This is a genomic window from Arthrobacter sp. 01T414 (assembly GCF_056398965.1).
Genome location: NZ_JBFTQK010000007.1, coordinates 144,633 through 157,987 on the forward strand (window position 1 = coordinate 144,633; position 13,355 = coordinate 157,987).

Genomic DNA, 13,355 nt, shown 5'->3' on the forward strand with positions numbered 1-13,355 from the left:
CTTCAATGAGTCAGGAACAGCCTCCCATCCGCAGCCGCCGCGAATTGCGCCAGGCCAGGGATGAACGCCAGGAAGCCAACCCGAACGCGAGCACCCCGGGTGCTGGTGCCGGTCAGGCTGCCCGGAACCAGGAGGGCACAGGGTCCGGCTCCGGGCAGGCCGGAGCGAACCCCTCCTTCTCAGGGCGTCCCGAGGAACCGACCGAAGCCGAGACCACGGGACGCCGCCGCGTACCCGGCCCGGTGGATTCGGTCCGAACGACCTCCGCCGCCGAACGCTCTTCCCAGATCCGGGCCCGCGACCGTGCCGCGCTGCGCACCATCAAGGAACTGGCTGAAAAAGAGGGACAACTTTCACCGGGAGGCGCCCCCACGCGCCGCCAGCTCCGGCTGCAGCAACTGGCGGAGGAGACGGCTCCTGCCACCTCGGCCAACCCGATCGTGCCGATGCCCTCGCAGCGCACCCGTTCACATCCGGTCGTGGCGCAGGCAGCCAAACCGGAAACCAAGCCGTCGTCCGGCACTGATACCTCGGACGAGCCGACCGCGACACCGGCGGAGACTGCCGCCGCGCCAAACGAGGGCGCCGCTAAAGAAGGGCCCGGCCCCGGCGGCCAGCTACCGGAGGGCATGAGCGTCGAGCAAGCCCTCGCCGCCCGCGAGCTGCTTGCCGCGCAGGCCCGCAACCAGGTGGCGAAGATGGAGCACATTGCCGCCACTGATCCGGACGCGGTCAACCCGGAAATACTGGCCGAGCAAATTGCCCTCGCCGAACGGGCCGCCGTGCTCAACCGGCGCGCGGCCGCGAAACAGAAGCTGGCCGAGCAGAACAACCGGCCTGCACAGCCGCGCAGCGAAGCGCCGAAGAACGATCCCTCGACCGCCAGCAACCTCGCCATGGTGACTCCGCTGGAATTCGTCCAGGTTCCCGGCGTGGAGCGGCCGGTCATGAAGCGCCCTGCCACGTCGTACGTCCCGCTGGTCACCAATTCCAGCCCGAAAGTCCAGCCTCCGCGCACCGCGCGCCGTCCCGGCCCTGCCCGCAAGCGGGATGCCGGCCCGGCCAACGGCCGTGCGGGTGTGCTAGCTCGTGCCGAGGCAGCTGCGCAGGCCGCTTCGACCCGCCGCCCGGCTGCGGCAGCCGCCCTTGAAAATTCCAGCGCCCAGGCAGTGGAGGAGGACGTTGCCGCGCGTCCGCCGGTCGCTGCCAACGCCGCCTACGGTCTCGATCCGCTCGACGCGGCCACGGCCGGGCTGGGCCGGGCACGGCGCCTGCGCGCCCTTCAACTCGGCGTGCTGGCCCTTGGGGTCGTGGCGCTGATCGTCGGCATCGTCCTGATCATCACCGGGTTGGCACACTAGCCGAGTCGTAACAGCGTCCCTGCGCTGTTTCGGATCTGGCCCCGTCCAGCAGGCGTTTGCGCCAACGCACCTTTTTCTTTCAAAACAGCTTCTCTATTCAAAAGCTTTTACACATTCAACAAGGAGTCCCGTGACTGCAACCGATTCATCCATCGCCACAGCCCGCCACGCAGCCCGCGCGGCCGCGGAAAAATTGGCCGAGGACATTGTGGCTCTCGACGTCAGTGAGCGGCTGGCCCTCGCGGACGTCTTCCTGATTGCGTCGGCGCCGTCCGAGCGCCAGGTCAACGCGATCGTCGACGGCATCGAGGATGAACTGTCCAAGTTCGACCTCAAGCCCGTGCGCCGCGAAGGACGCTCCGGCGGACGCTGGGTGCTGCTGGACTACGCCGACGTCGTGATCCACGTCCAGCACGAGGAGGACCGCGTATTCTACGCCCTCGAGCGTCTCTGGAAGGACTGCCCGGTCGTGGACCTGCAGCTCGGCGACGACGCCTCGGCGAAGGCCAACGCTGCCACCGAAACCGAGTAAGCGGCCAGGGAGCGACCGGCGCAAAACCCTGAATATGCCCGATTTGGAATTTTCAGAAGTGCTGATCTAAGATATTTGAGTTGCTTCGGAGAGAACGAATTCGGAGCAGCGAAAATTCGGGGCTGTGGCGCAGCTGGTAGCGCACCTGCATGGCATGCAGGGGGTCAGGGGTTCGAGTCCCCTCAGCTCCACCGAATGATCCGCCGGAATCGAGAGATTCCGGCGGATTTTTTTGTGTCCTGCCGCCGCCCGGGCGTATCCAAAGACTGCAGATCCGCCACGCCGTAGGCCGATTAGCGTCGGCGGCAAATGTAGATTAAGCTAATCAGGTTGCTTGATCGAAACAGCATCTTTCGGTTCCGGTCAGCAGCGGTTTCGGGGCTGTGGCGCAGCTGGTAGCGCACCTGCATGGCATGCAGGGGGTCAGGGGTTCGAGTCCCCTCAGCTCCACCGAACGAGGTCCCGCTCTCCGAGCGGGGCCTCGCTTTAGTTAACGCGCAAATAGGATGGGACCGTGAACGACAGCACGCTGACGACGGTGCGTCCAGCCGACGTCGTGGTCATCGGTGCCGGTCAGGCGGGACTGTCCGCCGCGTACCACCTCCAGCGCCACGGCTTCGTCCCGGCCCCGCTTTCCGGCGGCCCGGGTCACGACAACGCCTCCGCCGGCCCGCTGAGCTATGTGGTGCTCGACGCCGAAGACGGTCCCGGAGGCGCGTGGCGGCACCGCTGGAAGAGCCTGCTGATGGACACTGTGAACGGCATCAGCGACCTTCCGGGGATCCCGCAGCCATCGGTGGACCCGCAGGAGCCCAGTTCGCGTTTCCTGAGCCGCTACTTCGGCGGCTACGAAGCCCAACTCGGCCTTGCCATCGAGCGGCCCGTGAAGGTGCAGGCCGTTGGCCGCGAGGACAGCAACCCGGCCGGACGCCTGCATCTCGAAACGTCCCGCGGCCCCTGGTCCGCCCGGGCCCTGATCAACGCCACGGGCACCTGGACCCGCCCCTTTTGGCCTATCTACCCGGGCCAGGCCAGTTTCCGCGGCAGGCAACTGCACGTCGCGGATTACGTTTCCGCCGAGGAATTCCGCGGCCGGCACGTGATCGTGGTGGGCGGCGGCATTTCCGCCGTGGGATTGCTCGATGAGATCTCCAAGGTCACCAGCACCACCTGGTTCACCCGCCGTGAACCCGTCTGGCGCGACGCCGCCTTCGACCGGCAGGCAGGCCACGACGCCGTCGCCCTGGTCGAGGAGCGGGTGCGACAGGGGCTGCCGCCGCAGAGCGTCGTTGCCGTGACCGGACTGATTTGGACGCCGGCCTTGCGTGCGGCCGCGGAGCGCGGCGTGCTCCAGCGCCACCCCATGTTCAACGGCATCGAACCCGGGGGAGTGCGGATGGCGGACGGGAGCTTCCTGGCCGCCGACGTCATCCTCTGGGCAACCGGCTTCCGCGCCGAGCTGGAGCACCTCGCGCCGCTGCACCTGCGCGGACCCGGCGGCGGCATCGCCATGGACGGCACGCAGGTGGCCGCTGAGCCCCGGGTCCACCTGGTGGGCTACGGCCCGTCCTCCTCCACCATCGGCGCCAACCGCGCGGGCCGGGCCGCCGTGGCCGGGATCGTCAAACTGCTGGCCGGTCCGGGATAACGTATAGCGTTGCAACATACCCAAGCCTGATCTGTGACGGCCCGACAAGGAACGGCGGCAACCCCTCGCGTGGCGGACAACAATCTTGATTCCCTCTTCTCCCGGCTCCGGAGGTTTCCCGACGTCGAGGCGGCCAACCTGCAGGCCTGGGACGCCACCGACCGGCTGCTGCTGGACACCGCGGCCGAGCTTCGCGCCGCCGGCCAGTTGGCACCCGGCGCCCGGATCGCCGCCGTGGGGGACCGCTACGGAGCCCTGACCCTCGGTGCGCTCGCCCTGGGGCTGCAGGAAACCGGACCCGTCCGGGTCCACGAGGATCTTGTCACGGGGGAGCGGGCGCTGCGCCATAACGCCGCAGCGACCGGTCTCACGGAAGGGTTCGAGCAGCTCCCGCTGGCCGATGCCGTGGAAGGCGCCGGGCTGGTGCTGCTTCAGCTGCCACGCTCCCTCGCCGAGCTCGAGGAGATTGCCGACGCCGTCGCCCGGCACGCCGCACCCGGTGTGGTGCTGCTGGCCGGCGGCCGGGTCAAGCACATGAGCCTGGGCATGAACGCCGTGCTGGAGCGCTACTTTGGCGAGGTTCAGCCGCAGCTGGCACGGCAGAAATCACGGATCCTGCTCGCCCGGGCCGCGAAAGCGGTCACCGGGGCCCCTCCGTATCCCGTTTCCGAGCGCCACGCCGGGCTGGACCTCACGGTGCACGCCCACGGGGCCGTCTTTGCGGGCACCGGGCTGGATATCGGAACGCGCTTCCTGCTGGACTTCCTGCCGGAGATCCCCAACGTCGCGCACGCCGTGGACCTCGGTTGCGGCACCGGAATCCTGGCGGCCCTGTACGCCCGCAGCCACCCGGAGGCGCAGGTCACCGCCACCGACCGGTCTGCGGCGGCCGTCGACTCCGCCCGGGCCACGGCACGCGCCAACGGCCTGGAGCGTCAGATCGAGGTTCTGCAGGACGACGCCATGAGCACCATGCCGGATGCCTGCGCCGAGCTGGTCCTGCTCAACCCGCCCTTCCACTTGGGGGCCGCCGTGCACGCCGGAGCCGGGATCAAGCTGATCGAAGCCGCCGCCCGGGTCCTGGCTCCGGGTGGCGAACTGTGGACGGTGTTCAACAGCCACTTGCATTACCAGCCCGCGCTGGAGCGGCTGGTCGGCCGCACCCGCGAGGTGGGGCGGAACCCGAAATTCACCGTCACCGCGAGTGTAAGAGGCCCACGCCCCTAGGGGGGCAGGCAAGGGCACACGTCCGGGTCCGGCTGGGCCCGCGGCAGTGCCGGCGGGGCGAATCAGTCCGACTGTGACGGACAAAGGTGGGGGCTGGGGGCCGCAAGTAACGTACGATTCTGACATCAGCAGTGCTTGGCCGAAGACGTTGAGAGGTACCAGTGACTGAGATCCGCACACCCTCGCCGCGGCGCGGAACAAACCTGCCACGAATGGGAGACTTCAACCTCACCGTCATCCTGGACGCCATCCGGCGCGCCCCGAACGGGCTCAGCCGGGTGGAACTCGCGCAGATCGTCGGACTCTCGCCGCAGACTATTTCCAACATCTCCCGCCGGCTGCTGGACCAGAACCTGATCGTCGAGGCGGGCAAGGAAGGCACCGGCCCCGGCAAGCCTCGGACCATGCTCCGGCTCAACCCGGGCGGAATGTACGCCGTCGGCGTCCATCTCGACCCCGCCGTCCTAACCTTCGTTGTGCTGGACCTCGTGGGCGCCGTGGTCAAGCACTCCCGGATCAAGACGCCGTCGGGTGCGGATCCGGACTCCATCATCGACACCATCGCCACCGAGATCAAGCAGCTGGTCGAGGACTCCGGCGTGGACCGCGCCAAGGTCGCCGGGCTGGGCATCGCCTCGCCGGGGCCGATCGACCTTGAGGAGGGCGCTGTAGTGGATCCGCCCCTGCTGCCGGGCTGGGAACGTGTTCCACTGCGCGACCGTCTCGCCGAGGCCACCGGGCTGTCCACGCTGCTGGACAAGGACGTCACCAGCGCCGCCGTGGCCGAGACCTGGGCCGGCGGCCCCAGTGGCGCGGGCAGCTTCGTCTTCATGTACATGGGCACCGGAATCGGCTGCGGGGTGGTGCTCAACGACGAGGTCATCCGCGGCACTTCCGGCAACGCCGGCGAGATCGGGCATATCATCGTGGATCCCGACGGCCCGCTGTGCGACTGCGGCCAGCACGGCTGTGTGAAGTCCTCCGCCATACCGCAGGTCCTCGTGGCCCAGGCCGAGGCGGCCGGCGTACTGGACGGCTCCCTTGCGGACCGGAGCGCGCCCGCCGTGCAGGAACGCTTCGCGGAACTCTGCGCGCTGGCCTACAGCGGGAACGAGGAGGCCCAGGGCATCCTGCGGAAATCTGCGGTGCTCGTGGGACGGGCCATCTCGGCGGTCACCAACGCCCTGGATGTGGACCGCGTCGTGTTCGGCGGCCCTTTCTGGACCTGCCTCGCGCCGGCCTACCTTGAACTCATCCCGGGACTCGTCGGGGATAACAGCGCCACCCGGAAGATCCACGGCATCGAGGTCGTCGGCACCGGCGTGGGCGAGGACGTGGGCGCGATTGGCGCCGCCTGCCTGGTCCTTGAGCACACGCTGGCTCCGCGCTCCCAGCGCCTCCTGCTGGAGGGCTAACGAGCAGCAGCCCCCTCGGCCGCGGGGACTGCCGTCAGTCGATGTCCTCGATGACGGTCCCGAACGGGATGGTGTCATCCAGATGCGCCTGGTGGTCGTGCGGATGCACCACCACCCGGACGCCGTGCAACTTGTCCGCCGCCGACTGCATCAGGATCGGCCGAACGGTGTTGATGACGCTCTCGCTCTTGCCGGCGAGATACTCCTGGTAACTGGCTGGAAGCTGGATCATGCCCTCAGGATAGACCTGCGTGGGCAGCGCTGGGGAGGGCCCGAAGCCCTGCTCCCGGGCGCACAGCCAGCAGACGCAATCGGCCGAATGAACGAAGAATCTTCTGCGAAGGGCTGGAAAAGAACGTAAAGACGCGTCTTAATTCGGCGCCAGACTTGAATGCCTCTCCCGGCCGCCCTAGAGTCGTACACAAGTTACCGCGGTAACGTGTCAGCGATCCTCCGCTGCGGGCCGGCCCACAGGAAATTTCCCGGGCGGCCAAGGAGGGTGTGGGTGCCCCCATGTGGGCCTGACATTTGCTCACGGACAACTTCGTATCAGGCGTAACAGTCGCGACTGCGTCCTGCTGAAGTTCCCTCCGTGTTCCCCAAACTCAACTCATTGGCGCCAGCGCCGGCCGGACTCCGGCACAGCTGGCACCAGTGGCTCACAGCCAAGGACGCAAATGTCTCCACCAAGCCTTATTGACGCACATCCAAATCTCGCCGGCGCGGCACCCGTTGCGCTCTCCTACGAACTGTTCCCGCCCAGGTCGCCCGCGGCGGCTGAGTCGCTCTGGACCACCATCGGGGAACTGGAAGCCACCAGTCCCGACTACGTGTCCGTCACCTACGGCGCGAGCGGCTCGAACCGGAACACCGCCGTCGAACTCATCAACCGCCTGGTGCAGGAAACCACACTGCGCCCCCTGGCGCACCTGACCTGCGTGGGCAACACGCCCCAGGAGCTGGCCGAAATCATCGGCGAGCTGCTCGACGTCGGCGTCCGCGGCATTCTCGCCCTGCGCGGTGACCAGCCCCGGGACGGGGGAGTCCCCGCCGACGGCTCGCTGCGCTACGCCCAGGACTTGATCGAGCTCATCCGCCGCGTCGAACAACGTCGCTCGGCCCTGCTCTGCGCCGGCAAGGTGGCGGTCGGCGTCGCAGCGTACCCCACCCGGCACCCCGAGTCGCCGAGCGAGGCGCACGACGTCGAGGTGCTGCTGGCCAAGCAGCGCTCCGGCGCGGACTTCGCAATCACCCAGGTCTTCTTCCACACCGAGCAGTACGCGCAGCTGCTGTCCCGGGCCCGCCGCGCCGGCGTCACCATCCCGATCATCCCCGGGGTCATGCCCCTGACCAGCATCAGGCGGCTCACCCGGCTGGGCGAACTGACCGGCGTCGAACCGGCGCCGGAACTGATCGAACGGCTCGCCGCCGCCGACACCGACGCCGAACGCAACCGGATCGGCGTCAACGCCACCGTGGACCTGGCCAACGCGGCCCTGGACGCCGGCGCCCCGGGCCTGCACCTCTACACGTTCAACGAGCACGCCAGCGCCCTCGAGGTGCTGGACAAGCTCGCGCTGCCGCGCCCGCGAAACGGCCACCGCCACGGCAGCCTCCAACGCCCCGCCGCCAGCCGCCAGCTCGCCAGCTGACGGCGCCGGCAGACACAACTTTCCCCCGCACCGCCCCACCAACTTTTAGGACTTCCCATGACTGACAAGAACACCGCTGTCCCCACCCCGTTCCCGGCCGCCTCGATCCTTGGCTACCCGCGCATCGGACGCCGCCGCGAGCTGAAGAAGGCCGTCGAAGCCTACTGGGCCGGCACCATCGACGCCGCCGCCCTGGACGCGGCCGCCAAGGAAATCCAGCTGGGCACCGCCAAGCGCCTCCACGACCTCGGCCTGAGCGAAGCCGCCGCCGTTCCGGGGACGTTCTCCTACTACGACCAGGTCCTCGACGCCGCCGCCCACCTCGGCGCCGTGCCCGCCCGCTTCGGCAACCTCCTCGACGCCGACGGCCAGCTCGACATCGACGGCTACTTCACCCTGGCCCGCGGCACCGAGGCCCAGCAGCCGCTGGAAATGACCAAGTGGTTCGACACCAACTACCACTACCTGGTTCCGGAGATCGGCCCGGAGACGAGCTTCTCGCTGACCTCCAGCCGGATCGTCGAGGAGTTCGCCTACGCCCTCGCCAACGGTGTGGAGACCCGCCCGTACATCGTCGGCCCGGTCACGTTCCTGCTGCTGAGCAAGGCCTCCGACGACGCCCCTGCCGGGTTCAGCCCGCTGTCCCGCCTCGAGGACGTCCTCCCCGTCTACACAGCACTGCTGGAGAAGCTGGCCGCCGCCGGCGCAAGCTGGGTCCAGCTCGATGAGCCCGCCCTCGTGGTTGACCAGGACACCCCGGCCGAGGAAATCCAGGCCGCCGTGGCCCGTTCCTACGAGGTCCTCGCCGCCGCCGCGAACCGTCCGCAGCTCTTCGTCTCCACGCCGTATGGCGCGCTGGGCGGACAGCTTGGCACCCTCGCGGCGACCGGCATCGACGCCCTGCACCTGGACGTCTTCAAGGGCGAGGTCCCCTCCGCCGCGTCCCTCGCCGCGCTGGGCAACAAGACCCTCGTGGCCGGCGTCGTGGACGGCCACAACATCTGGCGCAACGACCTGGCAGCCTCGGCCGCGAAAATCGCCGCACTGCAGCAGTCCGTGGCCAAGCTGGCCATCAGCACCTCGACCTCAGCGCAGCACGTGCCGCACGACGTCGAGGAGGAAGTCCAGCTCTCCGCACAGCTGCGCAGCTGGCTCGCCTTCGCCGACCAGAAGGCCGCCGAGGTCGTCACCCTCGCGGGCCTGCTGACCGACGCCGACGCCGTGCGCCCGGCCATCGAGGAGGCCACCCGCATCATCGCCTCCCGCGCCGAGGCGGAGGGCGTCCGCCGCGCCGAGGTCAGGGCACGCACCGCGGCGCTGACCGACGCCGATTTCACCCGCTCCGCCTACGCGGTCCGCGAAGCCGCGCAGACCGAGGCATTGCACCTGCCGCCGCTGCCCACCACCACCATCGGCTCCTTCCCGCAGACGTCGGAGATCCGCACCGCCCGGGCCCGCGCCAACAAGGGGGAGCTCAGCACCGAACAGTACGAGCAGCTCATGAAGGACGAAATCAAGCGCGTTGTCGACCTGCAGGAAGAGCTCGGCTTCGACGTCCTGGTCCACGGCGAGCCCGAGCGCAATGACATGGTCCAGTACTTCGCCGAGAACCTCGAGGGCTTCGACGTCACCGTGCACGGCTGGGTCCAGTCCTACGGCTCGCGCTGCACCCGCCCGTCCATCCTGTGGGGCGATGTCACCCGCAGCGCCCCGATCACGGTGGAATGGGCCCGCTACGCGCAGTCCCTGACCAACAAGCCGATGAAGGGCATGCTCACCGGCCCGGTCACCATCCTCGCCTGGTCCTTCGTCCGCGACGACCAGCCCCTCGGCGAGACCGCCAACCAGGTGGCCCTGGCGCTCCGCGACGAGATCGCGGACCTGGAGGCCGCGGGGATCAAGGTGATCCAGGTCGACGAGCCGGCCCTGCGCGAACTCCTGCCGCTGCGCAAGGCGGACCAGGCCGCGTACCTGGACTGGTCGGTGAAGTCCTTCCGCCTCGCCACTGCCGGCGCCGCGGACGCCACCCAGGTCCACACACACCTGTGCTACTCCGAGTTCGGCGCCATCATCGACGCGATCGACGGCCTCGACGCCGACGTCACCTCGATCGAGGCTGCCCGTTCCCGCATGGAGGTAGTGCACGACCTCGAATCGCACGGCTTCGGCCGCGGCGTGGGCCCGGGCGTCTACGACATCCATTCGCCGCGCGTCCCGGGCGAGCAGGAGGTCACCGAACTGCTCAGCACCGCGGTCAAGCACGTCCCGTCCCGCCAGCTCTGGGTCAACCCTGACTGCGGCCTGAAGACCCGGGGCTACGCTGAGACCGAGGAATCGCTGCGCAACCTGGTCGCGGCCACCAGGACGGTTCGCGCCGATCTCCTTGAGGCGGCCAAGTAGCACTCGGCTCCACGAACGACGGCGGCCGGCCACCTACCGAGGTGGCCGTCAGGATTCCCAGAGGATCTCGTCGTCAACCACGCCGTCCTCGTCCGCGGAGGCGACGAGGACCTCGTCGGAGAAGTGCGCGCCGAGGGTGAAGTCGAGGACGAAGTAGCGCTCCGGCTGGCCCGGGTAGATGCCCACGTGGCCGAGCTTGAGCGCCTTCAGGAAGACCTGGTTGGTCAGCTGCGCCTTGTCCGTGACGCCGAAGACCTGCTGCAGGTGTTCGGGCTTTATGGCGTTGCAATGGAAGCGAAGGTACTCCTGCGGGCTGGTGCCTTCCTGCTCGAGCTCCTCGGCGATCATTTCGCGGACCTGGTCCACGAGCTCGGGTAGGAAGCGTAGCCGGTAGTCAACCTTGTGCATGGCCGCCTCGTCGAAATGGTCATGCGCGTTGACATTGAGGTCAAGCTCCAGGGGCTGGCCCGCTAGTTCGTGCTTCGCGGCGAAATTATGGTCACGCCCGTGGTTGAGCTCGATTTCTCCAAAGTGCTGGCTCGCTACCTTGCTCATGTCTTCAACATAGTCCTCAATACGGGTCCGTTCCAGCATCGCCCGGGATTTATCCGGTACCGCCCCCGGACACCGGCGGGGGACCGGTACATTGTTCGAATGCAAACCATTGCCGACGCCGTTGCCCGCGCCCGAGATTTTTTTGACAGCGGAACCACCCGCCCGCTCGCATGGCGGTTGGAGCAGCTCGGCAGCCTCCGGCGGATGCTCGTCGAGCGGCGCAGCGAGTTCGCCGCCGCACTGGCCAGCGACCTGGGCAAGCACGAAACCGAGGCGCAGCTGACGGAAATCGGGTTTGTCACGGCGGAAGCCGCCCACCTGGAGAAACACCTCGAAGCGTGGCTGCGTCCCCGACCTGTCCCCGTTCCGCTGGCGGTCCAGCCGGCGAAGGCGTGGACCGAACTCACCCCGCTGGGCGTGGTGCTGGTGATCGGCCCGTGGAACTACCCGCTGCAGCTGTTGCTGGCCCCGCTGGCCGGGGCGCTGGCCGCGGGAAACACCGTGGTGCTCAAGCCCAGCGAGCACGCCCCGGCAACCTCCGCCGCCCTGGCCCGCTGGATCCCGGAATACCTGCCCGGCGCGGCCCAAGTGGTGGAAGGCGGAATTCCCGAAACCTCCGCCCTGCTCGCGGAGCGGTTCGACCACATCTTCTTCACCGGGGGGGAGGCCGCGGCCAAGGTGGTGCTGCGCGCAGCGGCCGAACACCTGACGCCAGTGACCCTGGAGCTGGGCGGCAGATCCCCGGTGTACGTCGATGCCTCCACGGACCTTGCCAAGGCGGCCAAACGGATTGCTTGGGGAAGGTTCATGAACGCCGGGCAGACGTGTGTGGCGCCGGACTACATCCTGGCCAGGGAGGACGTCCTGGTTCCGCTGGAAAGCGCGCTGGTCAAGGCGATCGGGGAGCTGTTCGGCGCGGATTCGGCGCGGAGCGGATCCTACGGCCGGATCATCAACGACCGGCACTTCGACCGGCTTGCGGCGCTCGCGGACGGCAGCAAGGTCGTCCACGGCGGCGAACGCGACGCCGCCGGCCGGTATTTTGCTCCCACCCTGCTGCGGCCTGCGCCCGGGGACGCCGTGATGGGCGAGGAAATCTTCGGCCCGCTGCTTCCGCTGGTTCCGGTCAGCGGCCGGGACGAGGCAATCAGGACGATCAACGCCGGAGCCAAGCCGCTGGCCCTGTACGTCTTCAGTAACGACGCCGACACGCGCCGGGCGTTCGCCGAACAGACCTCGTCAGGGGCGCTGTGCTTCGACGTGCCCGCTGCGCACCTGGGCGTTCCGGGCCTGCCCTTCGGCGGGGTGGGCGGCAGCGGCATGGGCGCCTACCACGGCGAACACTCGCTCCGGACGTTCTCTCACGAGCGCTCCACACTCTCCAAGCCGCTCTGGCCGGACACACTGGCGCTGATCTACCCGCCGTATACGAAGGCCAAGCACCGGATCATCAGCACCCTGGTGGCGCCGGCCGGAAAAATCGCCAAGTTCGGGAGGAAGCACCAGAAGCCCGGCCAGCCCTAAGGCCTAGTCCCGGTGCGTGGTTCCTAGCTTGTGCAAGGTGTCCGCCAGCAGTTCCACGAACAGCTGCACCTGGGCGGTCTGCTTTTCCTTGGGCAGCAGGGCGAAGACGTTGCGGGCCAACCGGATCTCAGGGACGTCCAGCACCACTACGCCGGCGGGACGGTGCAGCAGGGCCAACTCCGGAACCAGCGCCGCACCCAGCCCGGCCGCCGCCATCTCCAGGCTTGCATGGAAATCGTCGCTGTACGCCACCACCCGCGGGTGCAGGTTGCAGCTGGCGAAGAGCCGTTCGATCACGGTGGCGTCGGACGTGCCGGGGTGGTGCATGATCCAGGGCATGTCGGAGAGGTGGTCGGCCGCCACCTTGGACCCGGGGCCGATTCCCCAGGCTGCCGGCAGCACCACCCGGAAGTCGTCGTCGCCGATCCACTGCCGGTTTACCGTGTGCGGCCAGGCGAGGCCGGACTGGCCCACCTGGTAGACCAGCGCGACGTCGAGCTCGCCGCCGGTGCGCAGCCCCTGGATCGTCTGCCCCGGCTCGGCCACCGAGACCCTCAGTTCGATGCCCAGCTTCTTCCACGCCGGGTTCTGCAGGATCCGGGGGAGGACGTAGGTGGCAAGGCTGGGGAAGATGCCGAGCCGGAGTTCCTGGCTGGCGCTGTCATGGGTACGGGCTGCGGCTGCCATCAGCGCGTCGATGTCGGTGAGGACCTTGGACGCATGCCGGGTCATTACGACGGCGGCCTCGGTCGGATGGATGCTGCGGGCGGACCGCTGGAACAAGGCCACCCCGGTGTCCCGCTCCAGGGCCGACATCTGCTGCGAGACCGCCGAGGCCGTGTAGCCCAGCCGCGTGGCCGCCGCGGCGAACGAGCCCAGCCGGACCACTTCCACGAGCGTTCGGAGGTGCACGGGGTTGATCAAGGACGGTCCTTCGGTGGTTACGGTGAGGCGGGAGCGAAATCCCGCTTCATTCTGGCACATTGGTGTGCGGGCAGCCGATGGGAAATCGCACTCATCCGGCCGCCCCGCGGTTACGAA

At 68.5% G+C, this 13,355-nt stretch carries 11 protein-coding genes and 2 tRNA genes; 10 read left to right on the top strand and 3 right to left on the bottom strand.

The genetic code is table 11. The features are described from left to right. Nucleotides 1-5 precede the first annotated feature (5 nt). The 7 genes from AC1DK9_RS15655 to AC1DK9_RS15685 all read left to right on the top strand — a co-directional run bounded on the left by AC1DK9_RS15655 (nucleotide 6) and on the right by AC1DK9_RS15685 (nucleotide 6,183). Nucleotides 6-1,361, top strand: a complete 1,356-nt coding sequence (locus tag AC1DK9_RS15655) for a hypothetical protein (protein WP_476862851.1) — start codon at nucleotides 6-8, stop codon at nucleotides 1,359-1,361. A gap of 130 nt (nucleotides 1,362-1,491) precedes the next feature. Continuing rightward, a complete protein-coding gene (gene rsfS / locus AC1DK9_RS15660; protein ID WP_476862852.1) occupies nucleotides 1,492-1,893 on the top strand; it encodes a ribosome silencing factor in 402 nt (133 codons plus the stop codon). A gap of 118 nt (nucleotides 1,894-2,011) precedes the next feature. Next, a tRNA-Ala gene (locus AC1DK9_RS15665) sits at nucleotides 2,012-2,084 on the top strand. Nucleotides 2,085-2,270: 186 nt separating this feature from the next. Beyond that, nucleotides 2,271-2,343: transfer RNA gene (locus tag AC1DK9_RS15670), tRNA-Ala, on the top strand. A gap of 64 nt (nucleotides 2,344-2,407) precedes the next feature. Next, on the top strand, nucleotides 2,408-3,541 hold the full coding sequence (locus AC1DK9_RS15675) for an NAD(P)-binding domain-containing protein (RefSeq protein ID WP_476862853.1): 1,134 nt from the start codon (nucleotides 2,408-2,410) through the stop codon (nucleotides 3,539-3,541). 69 nt (nucleotides 3,542-3,610) lie between these two features. Then, a complete protein-coding gene (locus AC1DK9_RS15680) occupies nucleotides 3,611-4,768 on the top strand; it encodes a class I SAM-dependent methyltransferase (protein WP_476862854.1) in 1,158 nt (385 codons plus the stop codon). A 212-nt stretch (nucleotides 4,769-4,980) separates the two neighbouring features. Further along, nucleotides 4,981-6,183 carry an ROK family transcriptional regulator gene (locus AC1DK9_RS15685; RefSeq protein ID WP_476862855.1) on the top strand — a complete coding sequence of 401 codons (1,203 nt, stop codon included), beginning with the start codon at nucleotides 4,981-4,983 and terminating at the stop codon, nucleotides 6,181-6,183. Between the two features lie 34 nt (nucleotides 6,184-6,217). Here the strand turns inward: AC1DK9_RS15685 and AC1DK9_RS15690 are convergent, their stop codons facing one another. Continuing rightward, on the bottom strand, nucleotides 6,218-6,415 hold the full coding sequence (locus AC1DK9_RS15690) for a hypothetical protein (RefSeq protein ID WP_249777074.1): 198 nt from the start codon (nucleotides 6,413-6,415) through the stop codon (nucleotides 6,218-6,220). Nucleotides 6,416-6,860: 445 nt separating this feature from the next. On the opposite strand from AC1DK9_RS15690, the gene AC1DK9_RS15695 reads away from it, so the two are divergent. Together AC1DK9_RS15695 and metE are read left to right on the top strand one after the other, a co-directional pair. Then, nucleotides 6,861-7,835 (top strand): methylenetetrahydrofolate reductase, encoded by a 975-nt coding sequence (locus AC1DK9_RS15695; RefSeq protein WP_476916491.1) that lies wholly within the window; start codon nucleotides 6,861-6,863, stop codon nucleotides 7,833-7,835. A gap of 57 nt (nucleotides 7,836-7,892) precedes the next feature. Then, entirely contained in the window at nucleotides 7,893-10,235 is a 2,343-nt protein-coding gene (gene metE, locus AC1DK9_RS15700) for a 5-methyltetrahydropteroyltriglutamate--homocysteine S-methyltransferase (RefSeq protein WP_476916492.1), read from the top strand. Nucleotides 10,236-10,283: 48 nt separating this feature from the next. Here metE and AC1DK9_RS15705 read toward each other — a convergent pair whose 3' ends face one another. Beyond that, nucleotides 10,284-10,790, bottom strand: a complete 507-nt coding sequence (locus tag AC1DK9_RS15705; RefSeq protein ID WP_476916493.1) for a DUF2004 domain-containing protein — start codon at nucleotides 10,788-10,790, stop codon at nucleotides 10,284-10,286. Nucleotides 10,791-10,889: 99 nt separating this feature from the next. On the opposite strand from AC1DK9_RS15705, the gene AC1DK9_RS15710 reads away from it, so the two are divergent. Continuing rightward, the gene (locus AC1DK9_RS15710; protein ID WP_476916494.1) at nucleotides 10,890-12,314 is read left to right on the top strand and encodes an aldehyde dehydrogenase family protein; all 1,425 of its coding nucleotides are present in this window, start codon (nucleotides 10,890-10,892) and stop codon (nucleotides 12,312-12,314) included. Between the two features lie 3 nt (nucleotides 12,315-12,317). Here AC1DK9_RS15710 and AC1DK9_RS15715 read toward each other — a convergent pair whose 3' ends face one another. Then, complete coding sequence (locus AC1DK9_RS15715; protein WP_476862860.1) at nucleotides 12,318-13,238, bottom strand: LysR family transcriptional regulator; 921 nt, start codon at nucleotides 13,236-13,238, stop codon at nucleotides 12,318-12,320. Nucleotides 13,239-13,355: the final 117 nt, after the last annotated feature.

What these genes read in the sequence shown, in the direction of transcription:
- AC1DK9_RS15705 (WP_476916493.1), bottom strand. Translation starts at nt 10,790, where the DNA reads ATGAGCAAGGTAGCGAGCCAGCACTTTGGAGAAATCGAGCTCAACCAC.
- AC1DK9_RS15690 (WP_249777074.1), bottom strand. Translation starts at nt 6,415, where the DNA reads ATGATCCAGCTTCCAGCCAGTTACCAGGAGTATCTCGCCGGCAAGAGC.
- metE (WP_476916492.1), top strand. Translation starts at nt 7,893, where the DNA reads ATGACTGACAAGAACACCGCTGTCCCCACCCCGTTCCCGGCCGCCTCG.
- AC1DK9_RS15685 (WP_476862855.1), top strand. Translation starts at nt 4,981, where the DNA reads ATGGGAGACTTCAACCTCACCGTCATCCTGGACGCCATCCGGCGCGCC.
- AC1DK9_RS15710 (WP_476916494.1), top strand. Translation starts at nt 10,890, where the DNA reads ATGCAAACCATTGCCGACGCCGTTGCCCGCGCCCGAGATTTTTTTGAC.
- AC1DK9_RS15695 (WP_476916491.1), top strand. Translation starts at nt 6,861, where the DNA reads ATGTCTCCACCAAGCCTTATTGACGCACATCCAAATCTCGCCGGCGCG.
- AC1DK9_RS15655 (WP_476862851.1), top strand. Translation starts at nt 6, where the DNA reads ATGAGTCAGGAACAGCCTCCCATCCGCAGCCGCCGCGAATTGCGCCAG.